The 16,777-nt window shown below is 57.8% G+C and carries 19 protein-coding genes, 2 tRNA genes and 1 pseudogene; 9 read left to right on the top strand and 13 right to left on the bottom strand.

Annotated features, from left to right (window positions below):
* Nucleotides 1-80 precede the first annotated feature (80 nt).
* Complete coding sequence (locus EO087_RS08575) at nt 81-1,196, top strand: PilT/PilU family type 4a pilus ATPase (protein WP_164931799.1); 1,116 nt, start codon at nt 81-83, stop codon at nt 1,194-1,196.
* 60 nt (nt 1,197-1,256) lie between these two features.
* Here the strand turns inward: EO087_RS08575 and maiA are convergent, their stop codons facing one another.
* Nucleotides 1,257-1,925, bottom strand: coding sequence for a maleylacetoacetate isomerase (gene maiA, locus EO087_RS08580; RefSeq protein WP_128898505.1), 669 nt, complete (start codon nt 1,923-1,925; stop codon nt 1,257-1,259).
* Nucleotides 1,926-2,049: 124 nt separating this feature from the next.
* Here maiA and EO087_RS08585 point away from each other — a divergent pair, with 124 nt between their 5' ends.
* Nucleotides 2,050-3,228, top strand: a complete 1,179-nt coding sequence (locus tag EO087_RS08585) for a phosphoglycerate kinase (protein ID WP_128898506.1) — start codon at nt 2,050-2,052, stop codon at nt 3,226-3,228.
* A 129-nt stretch (nt 3,229-3,357) separates the two neighbouring features.
* Here the strand turns inward: EO087_RS08585 and EO087_RS08590 are convergent, their stop codons facing one another.
* Together EO087_RS08590 and EO087_RS08595 are read right to left on the bottom strand one after the other, a co-directional pair.
* Nucleotides 3,358-4,689 (bottom strand): amino acid permease, encoded by a 1,332-nt coding sequence (locus EO087_RS08590; protein WP_128898507.1) that lies wholly within the window; start codon nt 4,687-4,689, stop codon nt 3,358-3,360.
* Nucleotides 4,690-5,046: 357 nt separating this feature from the next.
* Nucleotides 5,047-5,122: transfer RNA gene (locus EO087_RS08595), tRNA-Ile, on the bottom strand.
* 259 nt (nt 5,123-5,381) lie between these two features.
* Here EO087_RS08595 and EO087_RS08600 point away from each other — a divergent pair.
* The 3 genes from EO087_RS08600 to EO087_RS08610 are packed head-to-tail and all read left to right on the top strand — an operon-like array spanning nt 5,382 to nt 6,443.
* Nucleotides 5,382-5,573, top strand: coding sequence for a transposase (locus EO087_RS08600; protein ID WP_164931800.1), 192 nt, complete (start codon nt 5,382-5,384; stop codon nt 5,571-5,573).
* Between the two features lie 14 nt (nt 5,574-5,587).
* Nucleotides 5,588-5,857, top strand: coding sequence for a transposase domain-containing protein (locus EO087_RS08605; protein ID WP_128898509.1), 270 nt, complete (start codon nt 5,588-5,590; stop codon nt 5,855-5,857).
* 10 nt (nt 5,858-5,867) lie between these two features.
* Nucleotides 5,868-6,443, top strand: a complete 576-nt coding sequence (locus tag EO087_RS08610; RefSeq protein ID WP_128898510.1) for a hypothetical protein — start codon at nt 5,868-5,870, stop codon at nt 6,441-6,443.
* 81 nt (nt 6,444-6,524) lie between these two features.
* On the opposite strand, the gene EO087_RS08615 is transcribed toward EO087_RS08610, so the two are convergent.
* The 3 genes from EO087_RS08615 to rplM all read right to left on the bottom strand — a co-directional run bounded on the left by EO087_RS08615 (nt 6,525) and on the right by rplM (nt 7,495).
* A tRNA-Gln gene (locus tag EO087_RS08615) sits at nt 6,525-6,598 on the bottom strand.
* 67 nt (nt 6,599-6,665) lie between these two features.
* On the bottom strand, nt 6,666-7,058 hold the full coding sequence (rpsI, locus tag EO087_RS08620; RefSeq protein WP_128898511.1) for a 30S ribosomal protein S9: 393 nt from the start codon (nt 7,056-7,058) through the stop codon (nt 6,666-6,668).
* Between the two features lie 8 nt (nt 7,059-7,066).
* Nucleotides 7,067-7,495: a 50S ribosomal protein L13 gene (gene rplM / locus EO087_RS08625; RefSeq protein ID WP_128898512.1), complete on the bottom strand. Its 429-nt coding sequence runs from the start codon at nt 7,493-7,495 to the stop codon at nt 7,067-7,069.
* A gap of 436 nt (nt 7,496-7,931) precedes the next feature.
* Here rplM and EO087_RS16240 point away from each other — a divergent pair, with 436 nt between their 5' ends.
* Entirely contained in the window at nt 7,932-8,081 is a 150-nt protein-coding gene (locus tag EO087_RS16240) for a hypothetical protein (RefSeq protein ID WP_164931801.1), read from the top strand.
* 11 nt (nt 8,082-8,092) lie between these two features.
* The gene (coq7, locus tag EO087_RS08630) at nt 8,093-8,734 is read left to right on the top strand and encodes a 2-polyprenyl-3-methyl-6-methoxy-1,4-benzoquinone monooxygenase (RefSeq protein ID WP_128898513.1); all 642 of its coding nucleotides are present in this window, start codon (nt 8,093-8,095) and stop codon (nt 8,732-8,734) included.
* A gap of 111 nt (nt 8,735-8,845) precedes the next feature.
* Here coq7 and EO087_RS08635 read toward each other — a convergent pair whose 3' ends face one another.
* The gene (locus EO087_RS08635; protein ID WP_240669191.1) at nt 8,846-10,285 is read right to left on the bottom strand and encodes a DHA2 family efflux MFS transporter permease subunit; all 1,440 of its coding nucleotides are present in this window, start codon (nt 10,283-10,285) and stop codon (nt 8,846-8,848) included.
* On the opposite strand from EO087_RS08635, the gene EO087_RS16725 reads away from it, so the two are divergent.
* Complete coding sequence (locus EO087_RS16725; protein ID WP_240669223.1) at nt 10,232-10,384, top strand: hypothetical protein; 153 nt, start codon at nt 10,232-10,234, stop codon at nt 10,382-10,384. The two genes, EO087_RS08635 and EO087_RS16725, sit on opposite strands and share 54 nt — an antisense overlap.
* Before the next feature lie 161 nt (nt 10,385-10,545).
* On the opposite strand, the gene EO087_RS08640 is transcribed toward EO087_RS16725, so the two are convergent.
* Nucleotides 10,546-11,295: a hypothetical protein gene (locus tag EO087_RS08640; RefSeq protein WP_128898515.1), complete on the bottom strand. Its 750-nt coding sequence runs from the start codon at nt 11,293-11,295 to the stop codon at nt 10,546-10,548.
* Nucleotides 11,296-11,894: 599 nt separating this feature from the next.
* Here EO087_RS08640 and EO087_RS08645 point away from each other — a divergent pair.
* Nucleotides 11,895-12,356, top strand: a complete 462-nt coding sequence (locus EO087_RS08645) for a hypothetical protein (RefSeq protein WP_164931802.1) — start codon at nt 11,895-11,897, stop codon at nt 12,354-12,356.
* A gap of 132 nt (nt 12,357-12,488) precedes the next feature.
* Here the strand turns inward: EO087_RS08645 and EO087_RS08650 are convergent, their stop codons facing one another.
* The 5 genes and pseudogenes from EO087_RS08650 to gcvT form a co-directional block, all read right to left on the bottom strand.
* On the bottom strand, nt 12,489-13,535 hold the full coding sequence (locus EO087_RS08650; protein ID WP_128898517.1) for an energy transducer TonB: 1,047 nt from the start codon (nt 13,533-13,535) through the stop codon (nt 12,489-12,491).
* 318 nt (nt 13,536-13,853) lie between these two features.
* Entirely contained in the window at nt 13,854-14,159 is a 306-nt protein-coding gene (locus EO087_RS16730; RefSeq protein WP_240669224.1) for a hypothetical protein, read from the bottom strand.
* A gap of 15 nt (nt 14,160-14,174) precedes the next feature.
* Nucleotides 14,175-14,393: pseudogene (gene metJ, locus EO087_RS16735) on the bottom strand (met regulon transcriptional regulator MetJ); the annotation flags it as partial.
* A gap of 583 nt (nt 14,394-14,976) precedes the next feature.
* The gene (gene gcvH / locus EO087_RS08660) at nt 14,977-15,369 is read right to left on the bottom strand and encodes a glycine cleavage system protein GcvH (RefSeq protein ID WP_128898519.1); all 393 of its coding nucleotides are present in this window, start codon (nt 15,367-15,369) and stop codon (nt 14,977-14,979) included.
* A gap of 100 nt (nt 15,370-15,469) precedes the next feature.
* On the bottom strand, nt 15,470-16,570 hold the full coding sequence (gene gcvT / locus EO087_RS08665) for a glycine cleavage system aminomethyltransferase GcvT (RefSeq protein ID WP_128898520.1): 1,101 nt from the start codon (nt 16,568-16,570) through the stop codon (nt 15,470-15,472).
* Nucleotides 16,571-16,777 lie beyond the last annotated feature (207 nt).

A 16,777-nucleotide genomic window follows, 5' to 3' on the forward strand; every position in this document is an offset into this window, starting at 1 on the left:
CATTCCTCTCTGAGGATCACGGCGTATTGTGAGAGGGCATAATCCTTGAATGCAATGCGTAAAAAATTAGGGTCCTTTAGGTGGATATCGGTTACTTCCTTAGGTTGATGGTGGACAAGGGCGCGTCGGACATGTTCCTAACGACAGGGGCCCCGGTGAACATTAAGGTCGAGGGCAAGTTGTACCCACTCGGCAACACCGGGCTACCCAGCGGCATGGTGAAAAAGATCGCCTATTCGCTGATGGACGAAGGCCAGGTACCTCAATTTGAGCGGGATCTGGAACTCAACATGGCGCTGGCGGTGAAAGAAACCGGCCGTTTCCGTATCAATGTGTTCAAGCAGCGCGGCGAAGTGGGCATGGTGATCCGCGCGATCAAGAGCGAGATTCCCAGCATTGACCAACTACAGCTCCCGGCGATTTTCCGCGAGCTGATCATGGAGCCGCGCGGGCTGATCCTGGTGGTGGGCGCTACCGGCTCGGGCAAGTCGACTACGCTGGCGGCGATGCTCGACCACCGCAACAGCAACACGCCCGGTCATATCCTCACCATCGAGGATCCGATCGAGTACCTGCACCGCCACAAGAAGTCGATCGTTAACCAGCGCGAAGTGGGGCTGGATACGCACACCTATCACGAAGCCCTGCGCAACGCGATGCGTGAAGCGCCGGATGTGATCATGATCGGCGAAATCCGCGACACAGACACGATGGAAGCCGCCATCGCCTTCTCCGAAACCGGTCACTTGTGCCTGGCGACGCTGCATTCCAACAACGCCGACCAAACACTGGAACGCATCCTCAACTTCTTTCCCGAATCGGCACACAAGAACGTGCTGATGAATCTTGCCTTGAACCTGCGTGCGGTGATCAGCCAGCGCCTGGTCACCGGCGAGGACGGTCGCCGCCTGCCGGCGGTGGAGGTGCTGCTCAATACGCCCCTCATCCGCGACATGATCCGCCGCGGCCAGATCCACGAAGTGAAGGAGGCGATGGATCGCAGCCTGCAGGAAGGCATGCAGACCTTCGACCAGTCGTTGTACAAGCTCTACAAGAGCGGGCGCGTCGAGCTGGAAGAAGTGCTGTCGAAGGCTGACTCGCGCGATGGCCTGGCGTTGAAGATCCGCCTATCCGAAGGCGGCAGTGCCGAAAACGCCGAACTGGCGGGTAATGATCCGTACGGGCTGGGTTTCTAAAAACTTCCCGTTGCTGGGTGATCCAGCGATCCAAGGCAGCCTGATTTGGATTTTAGCGCATCACGACGATGGCGTCTGTGCATCCGGCTGCTGCTCCGGCATCGCATCGCGGAACGCCTGCAGTGTCGCGCACGCTGCATCGATGCGCAGAATGTTCGAAAAATCGTCTAACGGTACTTTCCAGCGACGGGCGTTGTAGACCTGCGGCACCAGGTATATATCGGCCAGCCCCGGGCTATCGCCATGGCAATAGCGTCCGGTGTCCTTGCTATTGGCCAGCATGGCTTCGAGAGCCTGGAAGCCAGTGACTATCCAATGGCGCATCCACACTGCTTTCTGCTCGTCACTGGCACCGAATTGCTTGCCCAGTTCCTGAAATACGCGCAAATTGCCGATCGGATGGATATCGCAACCCACCACCTGCGCCAAAGCGCGCGCGCGCGCGCGCGCGGCCGGATCTTTCGGCAGCAACGGTGGCAGCGGATGGGTTTCATTCAGATATTCGACGATAGCCATCGATTGCGTCAGTACTCGATCACCGTCGACCAGGGTCGGCACCAACTGCTGCGGGTTAAGCGCCACATAGGCTGGCGAATGCTGTTCGCCTCCCTCGCGGACCAGATGTACTGCGCGCGTTTCGTAACTCAAACCCTTTAGATTCAGCGCAATGCGCACACGGAAAGCAGCGCTGGAGCGCCAATAGCTGTAAAGGACGAGATCGGATGACATAAGCCTTTCCTTGGTGGAGACAGGGCAAGTGTAATCGCCCCTGTTTGCATCGCTGCGATGCGGGCAGGAAGATACTCAGTTCTGGCCTCAGTGGCCGACTTCCTCAAGCTGTCAGGAGTTTCCCGTGTCCGTCACCCGTATGAGCAACCTCGACCTGCACGGCAAACGCGTGCTGATCCGCGAAGATTTGAACGTGCCGATCGAGAAGGGCCGTATCACCTCCACCCAGCGCCTGGATGCCTCGCTGCCGACCATCAAAGCCGCACGCGATGTCGGTGCGAAGGTGATGGTGATCTCGCACCTGGGCCGTCCGAAGGAAGGCCAGTTCGATGCGGAATCTTCGCTCGCACCGATCGCGAAGTGGCTGGGCGAACATCTCGGCACGTCCGTACGCCTGGTAGCCGACTATCTCAATGGGGTCGATGTCGCCAACGGCGAAGTCGTGGTGCTGGAAAACTGCCGTATGAATATTGGCGAGGGCAAGGATGACGAGTCGCTGTCCAAGAAATACGCCGCACTGTGCGATGTGTTCGTGATGGATGCCTTTGGCACCGCGCACCGTGCGCAGGCTTCCACCCATGGCGTGATCAAATTTGCGCCGATCGCCGCGGCCGGCCCACTGCTGTGCAATGAACTCGATGCGCTAGGCAAGGCACTGGAACATCCAGCGCACCCGCTGCTTGCCATCGTCGCCGGCTCCAAAGTGTCGACCAAACTTACCTTGCTGGAAAACCTTATCGGCAAGGTGGATCAGTTGATCATGGGCGGCGGCATTGCCAATACCTTTATCGCTGCTACCGGCCATTCCGTAGGCAACTCACTGTACGAACCGGACCTGATCCCTGCCGCCAAGAAAGTGCTGGCCGATGCCAAGCGCCGTGGCGCTGAAGTGCCGATGCCGGTGGACGTGGTGGTGGCGCCGGAGTTTTCCGCGCACGCCCCAGCAACGGTCAAGCTGGTAGATCAGGTGAAGGATGACGAAATGATCCTGGACATCGGCCCGGAGACAGCCAAGCTCTACGCTGCACTAATCGCCAAGGCTGGCACCGTGGTATGGAATGGCCCGGTCGGCGTATTCGAATTCGACGCCTTCGGCAAGGGCACGGAAGTGCTGGCCCACGCGGTGGCCGATTCCAAGGCATTCTCGATTGCCGGTGGTGGCGACACACTAGCCGCCGTCGACAAGTACGGCATTGCCGACAAGGTTTCCTACATCTCAACCGGCGGGGGCGCCTTCCTGGAATTCCTGGAAGGCAAGGAGCTACCGGCGGTTGCCGCACTCAAGACACATGGGGCCAAATAATGCTCTGCCTGTTCGACCTGGACGGTACGCAACAAGATCGCGGTACTCCAGCTTCAACGCGAAACGTTGCACGCCATCGTCACGCCTAGACAAATACTCGTTGCCCCGAGAGAGGGCAACGAGCAACCCTCAGCGACGCGAAGTCACCTGCGAACGCCGCCAGAGCGCATACACCGGCACGCCGATGGCGATGATCACCACGCTCATGCCCGCATCCCATGGTGAATGGATCACCGTCGCGATGATCACGCCCAATACCGTGGCCACAAACAGGAACGGCAGCAGCGGATACAACGGCACCCGATACGGCACAGGCTGATTGGCAAAACGGCGCCGATACCAGAACAGGGTGGCAATGCCGAAGGCATGTCCTAGCCATTCGCCTACGGTAGTGTAGTCCAGCAGTTGGCCGAAGCTGCCGGTAAGAATCAGCACAATGGCCCAGCCGCCCAGCGCCGCCAGCGCCACCCGCGGCGCATGCCAGCGCGACTCGATATGTCCTACCGAATGGAAGAACATGCCATCCGCACCCATCGTCTGCAGCACACGCGCACCGCCAGCAATCGCAATGCTGCAATAGCCAAAGGTCGAGCAAGCGATACCGATAGCCATGATAGTTACGCCGCGCAGGCCGAAGATATGACTCATCAGATCGGCAGCAGGCGCCTTGCTCGCTGCCAGCCCGACGTGTCCGAGACCGATCAGGTATGCCATGTTCACCAGCAGATAGCACACCACCACACCGATCAAACCCAGCGTCAGTGCACGCGGCAAGGTGCGTTGCGGGTCACGCACTTCGCCGGCCATGTCATTGAGGTAATGAAAACCACCATAGGTAAACAGTACTGGCAGCAAAGCACCCACCCATGCGCCGCTAGGAACCTCATGCGTGGTGTCCACGGCCAACACGCCGCCGAGATGTCCGTGTGAGAGCGCCAGCCCGACGACCAGCAACATCACCACGGCGGCCAGCTTGAGCAGGGTGAACAGGTTCTGCATCCAGGCGCCCGCACGAATACCGAACAGATTGACACCAACGATAAAGACAATGGCCCCTATCGCCACTGGCTTTACCCACCAGATCGGCAATCCGCCGGCACGGCAGAAGTAGTCGGCAAACGTGGTTGCCACCGCCGCCACGCTGCCCGGGTAATTGATCAGCGCCATGGTCCAGCCGAACAGGAACGCCGGCAGCGGCCCGAAGGCTTCACGCAGGTAGATATAGATGCCCCCCGCCTGCGGTCGCCGCGCACCGAGTTCGGCGTAGCAAAGCACACCTGCCAGGGTGAGCAGGCCACCGATGGCCCATAACGCCAGCAAGGGCAGACCGGATGCTGTGCGTTCGGCCACGGTAGCTGGCGTGCGGAAGATGCCCGCACCGATCACCCCGCCGATGACAATAGCCGCGCTATCCCAGACGCCAAGCTGCCGCAGGTAGGTATTGGAGGTTTCGTCGGTCATAGGTGCCGACCTTAACCCTAATGGCACTAGCTTAAGGCCCAGCGAATTTCGGGACTGACACACGGCATTGAAAATAAAAGAAAAAGGCTGATTCGTGTTGGTAGCTTGAGAGGGAGCATTAGCGTCCTATGTCTACGAATGCAATCGATCTTTTGGTCAGCAGTCCGCTGGCCAATTGTCCAGCGGCTTGCTGGATAACTGTAAAGAAGATGGTCTACCTGCGAGAATGCAGCTAACAATCCCGACACGGCGAGCCGCTGTTTGAGATCCAACAATGCCTCAATATTACGCGCTTCCAGAAGGGCTCGCGGCCAAACTATGGTTTCCCGCACACAAGATCTAAAGCACTGCTGTATATGGTGGGCCCACCAGGATTCGAACCTGGAACCAAGGGATTATGAGTCCCCTGCTCTAACCGTTGAGCTATAGGCCCATGGCTGACATGGACGGCGCCGCCGGTAGGTAATCCCTTAATAATAAAGGGTAGGATGCCTAGCGTCGAGGGTGGATGGTTAAAGCTGTTGGCACGATCACCTTCCAGTGATGGCCCAGGCAAGGGTAAGCACCCTAAAAAGCCCTCGGATCGCAAGTCGGGGGCCAGCCCGGACATAAAGCGCAGAAATACGAACCACAGGCCGCCCAGGCACTGCAGGAGATGATCGGCCAACTGTAAGGCCATCCGTGACGATGGCTTGACGGATGAGGCCAAGCGTCAACGACGCCAAGCCGACGCGGCGCCGGTGATGCGCCGGCTTTTCGAGTGGGTGGATGAAAACATCCAGGCACAAGCCTTTTTGCCTAGCAACCCGTTTCTCAAGGCACTTGGCTACATCCAGGAGCACAAGGACGGTTTGATGGTGTATCTGGCCTTGTGGAGCGGGTGATTTGTGCCATTCCCATGGGGCGCAAAAACTGGACCTTCTGTCGGACTGAGCTGGGCGCCCAGCAGATCACCATCGTGCAAAGCTTGCTGGCGACCTGTCGCTTGCACGACGTTAATCCCTACGACTATCTGGTCGATGTCCTGCAGCGCGTCGGTGACCATTCGCAGGCGCGCGTCCATGAACTGACTCCACGCGTGTGGAAGACGCTGTTTGCCGATAAGCCGATGCGCTCTGATCTACATCATGCACATGGGGCATCAAGGACGCCGTCTAGCGAACGCTGACCCTGCGATCATGACCAAGATCATCCAAATGGCCGCCGAGGGCGGGCAGTTGCCACCGAAGAGCAAGGGCAGTTGTCCGCCCTATCTATGGGCGGTGGCCGATATCGCCTATCTCTGTCGCTTGCGCGGAATCGAAGTGGTCACGCTCGCCGATGCCAATGCATTGGAGGAAGGGCTGCTTACCAATCGGCGGAAAGGGTCGAGGGATGTCATCGTTACCTGGACACCGCGACTGCGCGCGGCCCGGGACTGGCTTGTAAGCGTACGTAGCAGGATCTGGAGCGAGCACGGCACGCCCGTCCCGATCGATCCGCGCAAACGCATCATCGTCGTTGCATTGGACGGCGCGTCATTGAAGAAATCGGCCCTGGACTCCGCATGGCAGAGGATCATGCGCAAAGCCGTCAAGGACGGCGTGATATCGACAGAGCAGCGATTCGGCTTGCATGACCTCAAGCACCGCGGTGTCACCGATACCGAAGGCACACGGCACGACAAGCGCGAAGCAAGCAGCCACAAAGAGGAACAAATGATGGACGTCTACGATCTCAGCGTGCCTATCGTTACCACGCCAAAGGGCGTCTGAATTTTACGGTGAATTTTACGGTTACCCGACTGCAGCCGTTCGCCACAAACAAAAAGCCCCTGTAAAGACAGGAGCTTGAAGTGGCTGGGAGACTAGGATTCGAACCTAGATAAACGGAGTCAGAGTCCGTTGTCCTACCATTAGACGATCTCCCAATACCGTATCGAGCGATGCGCTCTGACTTGATGCATCGGTCGATTGAATCGCAACCTCAGGTGAGGATTAGCGCTTCGAGAACTGGGTAGCGCGACGGGCTTTGTGCAGACCAACCTTCTTACGCTCGACTTCACGAGCGTCGCGGGTCACGAAGCCAGCCTTGCGCAGCTGGGTCTTCAAGCCATCGTCGTACTCGATCAGGGCGCGGGCGATGCCCAGACGGATCGCGCCGGCCTGGCCGGTGATGCCGCCACCGGCAACAGTGACTTTGATATCGAACTTGTCGGTGTTCTGGGTCAGTTCCAACGGCTGGCGCACGATCATGCGAGAGGTTTCGCGGCCGAAGAACTGATCCAGGGTCTTGCCGTTCACTTCGATGGCGCCGGTGCCCTTGCGCAGGAACACGCGAGCTGCGGAGGTCTTACGACGGCCAGTGCCGTAATTCTGCTGAATCGACATATGCTTCCTTAAATTTCCAGCGCCTGCGGCTGCTGGGCGGTATGCGGATGTTCGGCGCCGCCGTAGACCTTGAGCTTGCGGTACATGGCACGGCCCAGCGGGTTCTTCGGCAGCATGCCCTTCACGGCGATCTCGATGATGCGCTCAGGATGAGTAGCCAGCATGTCTTTCAGGCTGATGGTCTTGAGGTTGCCGACGTAACCAGTGAACCGGTGGTACATCTTGTCGTCCAACTTGGCGCCGGTGACAGCCACCTTCTTAGCGTTGATCACGACGATGTAGTCACCAGTATCGACGTGAGGGGTGAACTCAGGCTTGTGCTTGCCGCGAAGGCGACGCGCGATTTCGGTCGAGAGACGACCGAGCGTTTTGTCCGTGGCATCAACCACGTACCAATCGCGCTTGACGCTTTCCGGCTTGGCGCTGAACGTTTTCATTTCGGAATACCTGTCTGCCGCCACGGGGGCGGTAAGCGGAATCGATGGAACAAAGGCGCGAGATAATAGCGAAGCTTTCATCTATCGCGCAAGCCCTCGGCGGGCTGCGAGTCGCAAAAGGTAGCATGAACAACAGTCTCTTGAGAAGCCCTACACCGCATTCCCGTGCAGGCCGACCGTGTGCAATGTGGCCTGTGCCTGCCGGCTTGCCTTACGTACGCTCTGGATGGCCACGAAGCTGAATCGCCACGCGGTCTTTATGGGGTATCCATGCCGGCCACACAAATCTCACCACCAAACGAGATACCGTCGTCAGGTGCGGGAACTGTCGCCCTGCTTCCCGACTGCATGGCCCATTTCGTCGCATGGCTGTAGTGCCGCCGACACTCATGTTTTGCAATTCCCGGAACGAGCTGCTCGGCTACGCAGCGGTATATTGTCCTACATCAACATGCTGGATGTGCAGATGCTTCTGTCGTCCAATATGGGTTGCCGGCTGCATCTGGCGGCCGGACTTGTGGAGCAGGTTTCGGCCCTGCCGACGATGCATTCGCTTACGCTGTTTGCACAGCAATGGATACCTTGAAGAGTCACGCTATGAGTGTACGCACCCTGACACCGCTGGATCGCCTGCTTGCCGGCTTCGAACGCGCCCTCGAAACAGTGGCCGGATCACCCCAAGCTCGCCATGCCTCGCCATCACACAGCATGGCGGAGGTCGAGTTAGATGATGCCGAACGCCGCCATGTGGCGGGGTTGATGCGTATCAATCACACCGGCGAGGTGTGCGCGCAAGCGCTTTATGACGGGCAGGCCGTGCTGGCGCGCAAGGAGGAAAACCGGGCTCATTTGCAGCACGCAGCAGCGGAGGAAACCGACCACTTGGCATGGTGCGCCCAGCGCCTGCATGAGCTGGACAGCCGCCCTAGCCGGTTCAACCCATTGTGGTACGCCGGCAGCTACGCCATGGGCGCTCTCGCGGCGCTGGCAGGTGACAAGGTGAGCCTTGGCTTCGTGGTCGAAACAGAAAAGCAGGTGGAAGCACATCTTGCCGATCACATGAACAAGCTGCCTGCACAAGACGAACGCTCGCGCGCCGTGTTGATGCAAATGCAGGCGGATGAAGTGCAGCATGCCCAGAATGCACGGGATCGGGGCGGCGTAGCGCTGCCATTTCCGATTCCGCAGTTGATGCATGTCAGCTCAATGGTGATGAAGACAGTCGCTTATCGGATTTGAGCAGCACTGGTCTACAGTCCAGACAGGGTGTTACCTGGCGAAACAGAACCGTAACGACATATTATTGTTGTACATCGAGACAAGTCTGGTGCTGCCAACTTCGGTGCGGAATCAAGTTCGCGATCGCGCGCGGATACAGAGACCAATGGTGCCGGAAGCGAGCAGGCAAATCGCGAGCAACATCCACATGGACGCCTGATAGCCGTGAACAAAGAACTGCCCGACGACCTGCTCCACCGCCTCCGGCGACATACCGGACGTGGACAGGCGTGCCGCAGCCGACAACGGGTCCGCGACGATCGCCCCTGCCGTGTCGGGACTCAACGGCACGCGAGCATGGACGGCGTGTACAAGCCAGTTGCGGGCGAAAACCTGATAAATAATCGTGGCAATTGAAAGGCCAACGGCACCGCCAAGATTGTGCAGCGTCCATGAAGCACCCATCGCAACGCCGCCCAGACGTTCGGGAACGGATGCCAAGGCTGCGACCGTCGACGGCCCCAGAATGCACGCCCAACCCAACCCCATGGCAGCAAACGCGGTGATGATATAAGCGAAAGAGAGGCTGTTCTCGAAACGAGCCTGCAGGGCAGCCGACAACGCAAGCAGCAGGAAGCCTGCCATGAGCAATGGCCGTGGACCGATGTGATCGGTGATACGCCCCACCACTGGCGAGGCCAATGCCATCACGGCGGTGGTTGGCAGCAGCAGAGTGCCGATCATGAACCCGTCAAGATGACCGATCATCTTCAGGTACATAGGCATCAGGAAGAACGCGGCGCAGTAAAAAAAGGCAAGGGAAAAGGTAGCAATGCTCGCGACGATAAACCCCCGGTTGAAAAACAAGTCAACGTGTATCAGGGGCGAAGGCTTGACCCGTTCCACGCGCACGAATATGACCAGCAGTATCACCGCGACACCGAACACCGATAGTGTCTGTGACGATGTCCATCCCCACTTAATCCCTTGAGTGATGCCGAGCATCAGGCCTGACACTGAAATAACCAACAGCACCAGGCCAAGCCAATCGACTTTTTCGCTCTCATCGGAACTACGAGACTCGTGCACGCCACGCAGACAGATGGCGAAGCTCAGCAGGATGAGTGGAATGTTCACCAGAAAGACGGAGCGCCAACCGAATCCGCTCACCAGCATGCCGCCCACGACAGGCCCGATGGCCAGGCCAATGCCGTTCACACCAAAGAGGATGCCGATGGCGCGACCGCGCTCACCCTCGGGAAACGCGTTGGAAACGATCGCAGCGGATGCCGTGTAGAGCGCAGCACAGGACACACCCTGGATAAATCGAAAGGGAATCAGCCATTCGATACTGCCCGCAAGACCGGCACCCAGCGAGGACAGGCCGAATATGGCCATGCCGAGATACAACAGCAAGCGCCGACCGTGAAGGTCGGCCAGCCGTCCGGCGACCACCATGCTGGCACATAGCGCCATCAGGAAAATGGAAATGATCCACTGACTTTGCTCGACACTCGCATGCAAGTCAGCCTGGATCGCCGGGATAACCGTATTGACGATAGTGAAGTCGATGCAGCCAAGAAAACTGGCGATGCTTACACCAGACAGCGTCCACCATTTTTGACCATTCGCCCGGACTGGACTCATGGAAGCGAGTTCACTCATGAATGAAATACTCCCGTTGCGTACTGACTACCAGCAGGCGCTAGCCTACGGTATGTTTATTGCGAATCCGGCCCTCAATCAAAGGGTGGGCCGGATTCGCAAAGGGCATCAGGGAGATATTTTCTCCTCGGCTCAACGCCCCGCGGGTGTCATCCCGCCTATGGCTATTACAACAGATCAGGGAATGTGACCCGAGCAGTTACGCCCCCTGTTCCATTAGCAAAAAAACCAAGCATCTGCTCGGATGCCACGCCAATGCCGCCTAAAAAGTAATAGGTGGTGCCATTGGCAGAGTAGCTTCCCGACCCCCCCGATACAGCCCAGAGAGTGCTCGTGTTAGGCCACGCGCTGCTACTGCTGCCTGAAGGGTACGGCGTGCTAGGAATCACGTCGTTTCCATCGACAATAAGGGTACTCGTAGTGCCAGTTTCCGATATGGCCCATGCGCTACTCCCAGAGGCGTTAGTCACTTGCTCTAGCTTGGCCCCAAAATAATATTTTTGTGACGCTTCGGCATAAGCCACCCCTGGGTTGGTTTCCGTAAGCGCAAGCGGTGAAGTTTTACCTGCAAAAAACGGACCCAATAAATTGCTTGCTAGCGTGCCCGAGCAAACCATCACACCAATAGGGCTCGCCTGAGGCACATCGCTTGTTGAGATACCACAGTTCGTGCTCGCATTGCACGTGACGCCCCCTCCCGGATAGATCCGGGCATAAACCACGAATTTCGCGCCGAGCAAACTACTGTCGGTCGCCAGCGCCCCCCCGCCCGCGGGCTCGTCCGCCGGAATGATACGAAAAGTAGTTAAGTCATACACCACGTCAACCGTTAGCGGTGGTGGGCTTGCGGCCACGCATGTGCCAACGGTACTTGCAACGGTCAAGGCGATGAAAGCCCTTCTCAGGGTAGCGTTCATAAGATGCCCCTTACATGACTGGAATGTTCAGTTGTCATCTATGCGAGACGATGTACGCGGATAACTGAAGTACGTTATCCGATGCATAACCTGCCTCGCGACCTAGCGGAGCGCACCACACCCCCCTGAACTATTCCCTGACGGACGCATCGACCTTCACACTCCACCGACTCGGTATTCACACACTATCGACCCGACCTTCACGCTCCGCTGACAAAACCCTACTCCGTTCTATCACGAGAAAAAAGGGGGAGGGCGAACTCCAGATATCAATGAGATGATTCACATGACCCGTGAATAGAACGGGCCCGCCCGATTTTGGGCGGCGGCATCTGTCTTGCTTCTGCCCTTTGCGGATCACGCGTATGATCTCGATGCCGGCAGGGATAATCCGGGCACATCGAAAATTCTTGGAGCTCAACATCGATTTAACAGTCCATGGGGCGACCCGGCATCGGGGACACAGTTTTGGACGAATGACTTCGATCTGTCGTAAAGGGCCGCAAAAAAACCGCATGGATGTATCGGCCATGAGAAACAAGAAAGCCGACCCAAAGCGCCCACCCATGCAAACTGAGTAGCAGTCCACCACCGGAGAAATGAAAGTGAAACGCATACTTTTCGCCCTATCGCTAACGACCGCCTCCGTGCTGGCTGGCTGCGCCACTCAATATCAACCGTTGGGGTTGCTGGGCGGATACAGCGACACCATGCTGTCGCCTGATACGTTCCAAGTCCAGTTTTCGGGCAATAGTGATACCAGTGCCGAACGCGCCGCCGACTTGGCCATGCTCCGCGCGGCCGATCTGTCGCGACAGCAGGGTTGCGGTTATTTCCAGATCCTGGATTCAGGCCAAACCGCGACGACAAGCTATGTAACCACTACGACGGCTAACGGCGACAACAGATCATCCAATGCGGTCACCACTACCGAGCCGGAGGTATCACCCAAAAGCCATCTGTTGGTTAAATGCTTTAAGCGAAAGCCGATGGGGCTCAATGTATATGACGCGAATTTTATTTCGCAATCCATACGCGCAAAATACAACATAGGCTCATAAACACGGACTACACTTTCACCGGCTAGTCGCTCCTCTCGCCACCATAGCGAGACAAACAGCGCCATGCTTGGCGCACCATTAAAAAAACGGAGCCGCGATGATTCCACCTTTGTCGCGGGGCCGCACCCGCCGTTATTGCGAGTCGCTAAGCTTGAACTCGATACGCTTCTGCTGTTGCGCGGCAACGGCTGTGCCGTCGTGCATAGCCGGAGAGAACTTGGCGCGGCGTAGGGCATCGATAGCCGCGCTGTCGAAAACGTGCCGCGGCTCGGCGCTCACCACGGTGACGTTGCTCACACTGCCATCGGCGTTGACCGTGTACTGCACATCCACCCAGCCTTCCTGGCTGTTACGTAGCGCGATGGCCGGATAGCGCGGACGAATGATGGAGATCGGAATGGGGTCGCGTGTTTCGCCACCGCCTGCAGATGCATGGTTCGCGCTGACTACCTGGTTTGCAGCAGCCTTCACCTTGGCCTCTTCGTCTTCCTTGGCCTTCTCCTGCTGGGCAAGCAGTGCTGCTTGCGCCGCCGCGGCTTTATCTGCCGCAGCCTTGTCGGCTGCCGTCGTCTTGTCCGCAGCGACCTTATCGGCGATGGCTTTCTGCGCAGCGAGATCAGCCTGACGCTGCTGGTCAAGCTGCTTTTGCTGCTCTTCGTCCAGTGTCTTTCGCTGCGCATCCAGCTTGGAGCGCAGGATGGTTAATGTGTAATTAGTGGGATCGACCTTCGCGAGCAGGTCAATCTCGCGCTCGGCTTCATTGAAGTCACGTTGGTTAATCACTTGCTCGACGTTGCTGGCGGCGAACGGGAAGGTTTCGCGCAGGGCATCCGCGGCGGTCTGATTGCCGGGCTGCTTCTGCAACACCTTCAGGTAGAACTCGAAGGCATTGTTGCCGGCCGGGGAAATCACACGCTGCTGGTTCATGGCCTTACGCGCCTCGGCAAGCAAATCATTAAGGCTCATCGCCTCCACGTTTACCGGCGGCACCGCTTGTGGGCCAGTCGTAACTGGCGTGGACGGATGACTACCTGCATCATTGCCCACGATGTCTTCGTGAGGCTTGATGATGAAGATCCAGGAAAGGATGGCCAAGCCCGCAATGATGGCGAGAATGGCGATGGTGATGGGCTTGATAGCCCCCCGCGCGCGCGAATAACAACTGTTTCGGGTATCCATGATTTCTCACTAACTACGTGGCATTAGATACCCGCGCTTCCCCCTGTTATCCAGGAGCAGCTACTCCAGAGTTCGCCGCGGCGCGGATGGCGAAAAGGTAACTTGATTGGGTCGGTACGGCAAATGGGTTTCCTGAGGTCAGCGCAGACGTTGCGCCAGAGTGACCGTCTTCCATGCCCATGCTCGTTTTCGGCTCCCGAAAACGAGAGGCCGAAAACGAAACGTCCCGGCCTATAGCCGGGACGAAACGCTTTCGAAGCACCTCCCTGCGCTGGGCTTCGCAGGGAGACAGATCGATACAACCACTTCTTGTTGTGCTTACTTCTTGGCTTTCGCAGTACGGGTGGCCTTCACCACCTTGGCAGCCGCCGCGGTCTTACGGGTAGCGCGCTTTGCGGTGCGCTTGCGGGCAGCCTTCTTGGTTGCGGTCTTCTTGGCAACGCGCTTGGCAGTTGCCTTCTTCGCGCCTACGCGTTTGGCAGCCGCCTTCTTGGCGGTCTTGCGCACGGTGCGCTTCTTCGCGGTGGCCTTCTTGGCGACCGGCCGCTTGGCAGCGGCTTTACGGGTGGTCTTCTTGGCGGCTTTCTTAGCCGATTTCCTAACAGTTTTCTTGGCAGTGGCCATAGCTCGTCTCAGCTCCTCATCAGTTGGCAGTGGTTGCCCAGTAAAAGCGTGGAGGAACGCCTCAACCAGCAGATCGCTGTTCGTGGCGTGCCTCAAATTGTTCACCTGTCGGTAGGTACGCAGATCCGACAGCAGTCGAAGTACATGCATTGGAATCGAAACTGTGATCTTTCTCACCGCGCCGGCTTTTTCGCCATGTTCTACGTATGGCCTTATGAATTTCGATGCCACCATTGGTGCTGTTCCCTGTTATATGGTGCGAAAGCTATTCCTGAACATTTCAACTGTCAATAAATTTTCATCATGAAATCAATCCCTTCGATCCAGCAATCGGCCGATTACACCCACTTCGCAGGGTTAATTTCGATCACGAAAATGGCTGTAAGCAGTCGCGCAAACATCCATGGCGATGACTTTGCACATTTACAAAAAAAGCCAAAAACAAGACAAAAATTGCAATTTTTCTCATCCACTCTGATACATTCCATGCACTTGCAACGACCTGATTCCCGTGCGTTGCGCGATGCTGTTTCGACCACCTGAAGGGGCCGGTCCGGAGCATGAACAGATTTAGACTGAAATGTGTCCGGACGATGCCAAAAGTGGTCCGAAGCATCCTCAAACACCCCAACACACACACCGGACACATCATCGAGCACGCCTACGAGGATCACGGCGAGAGTGGTGCGCGTTTCCCCAAGATGCACATGTCGATATCGATCGCGACACCTGCCTGCGCGTTTCCCTGGGGTGAGCACGCCGTGAAAAAGCAACGGCCGCCTGAGCGGCCGTTGCCGGAACCAACCGATCAGCTGTCTTAGTGTTCGATCAGCTCCGCGTAGTCGTCAGCGCTGAGCAATTTGTCGAGTTCGCCACGATCGCTGGCCTTGACCACGAACAGCCAGCCTGCACCGTAGGCGTCTTCGTTGATCGTTTCCGGCTTGTCGCTAAGCTTCTCGTTGACCTCGATCACTTCGCCAGAAACCGGGGAATAGATTTCCGAAGCAGCCTTGACCGACTCCACCGTCGAAACACTGGTACCCGCTTTCACTTCAGCACCGATTTCCGGCAGCTCCACGTAAACCAGGTCACCGAGCTGCTCTTGTGCATGGTTGGAGATACCCACACGAATCAGGCCGTTGTCTTCGACACGGGCCCACTCGTGGGACTTGAGGAATTTCAGATCGCCGGGAATCTCGCTCGCGCTCATGGTCAGTCCAGTCGTCGTTGGTTTCGATCAGGGGTGGAGTCGTGGATTCTAACCGCTTCCGCGGCCACTCCATACCCACACCGGTTCGGATGTCCTTCGCTCAGATACCTTCGCAGGGCTTGCCGTCGCGCACGAACGGAAACTTGACCTGGCGCACAGACACTTCGCGACCGCGGATATCCACGCGCAAGTTGCCCGTGGCACCGGTGGGAATGCGCGCGAACGCTACCGACTTGTTCAAGGTCGGTGCAAAGCTACCTGAAAGAATTTCACCGTTACCGTGGTCGGTCAGCACTTTTTGTCCATGGCGAAGCACGCCTTTGTCATTCATCACCAGGCCGATCAGCATGCTCGGCACACCTGCTGCCTTCTGTGCTTCGAGCGCCTTGCGGCCGATAAAATCGCGGCCTTCATCCAGCACGACAGTCCAGGCCAGGCCGGCTTCCCACGGCGTGACATTTTCATCCATGTCTTGACCGTAGAGGTTCATGCCGGCTTCCAGACGCAGAGTGTCACGTGCGCCCAGTCCGCATGGTGCGACGCCGACAGCAGCCAGTTCTTTCCACAAAGTGACCGCTTGATCATCCGGTACCAGGATCTCGAAACCGTCCTCACCGGTGTAACCGGTGCGGGCAATGAACAACGGCACGCCGTGCGGCCCCTGCGCTGCCGCTCCGGCGAAACGACCCAGCTTTTCAATACGGGCACGATCCACTTCATGCAGCAGGCCGATCACCTTGGCGCGTGCATTCGGCCCTTGCACGGCGATCATCGCGAAGTCGGGACGCTCCTGCACGGCAACATGGAAGGCCTTGGCCTGCTGTTCGATCCACGCCAGGTCCTTGGCGCGGGTGGCGGCATTCACCACCAGGCGGAAGAATTCGTCGCCGAGAAAATAAACGATCAGATCGTCGATCACGCCACCCTGCTCGTTGAGCATGCAGGTGTACAGTGCTTTACCTTGCACCTTCAGCTTGTCGACGCTGTTAGCCAGCAGGCGGCGCAGGAAGTCACGCACGCGTGTACCATGCAGATCAACCACGGTCATGTGCGAAACGTCGAACATGCCGGCATCGCGGCGTACAGCATGATGTTCTTCGATCTGCGAGCCGTAGCTGATCGGCATGTCCCAGCCACCGAAATCGACCATGCGAGCACCTAGCTCGCGATGCGTGGCGTTGAGTACGGTCTTCTGATTCATTGCATGACCTGCCAAGAAGGGATATCGGCATTATCTCCGCCGCCCCTGGGCTATTCAATGTTCCTTCACCCACCTGTCCCCGTTTTCAGCATGGTTTGCCCGATGCGTGCGGATGATGGCGCGTCAAAAAATCACCAAAGCTATACAACCTGCTGCCTACATTGACATCGCTTTATGCATTTCTCTGAAGGTATACGCACTGCGCAA

Source organism: Dyella sp. M7H15-1, from assembly GCF_004114615.1.
GTDB lineage: Bacteria > Pseudomonadota > Gammaproteobacteria > Xanthomonadales > Rhodanobacteraceae > Dyella_B.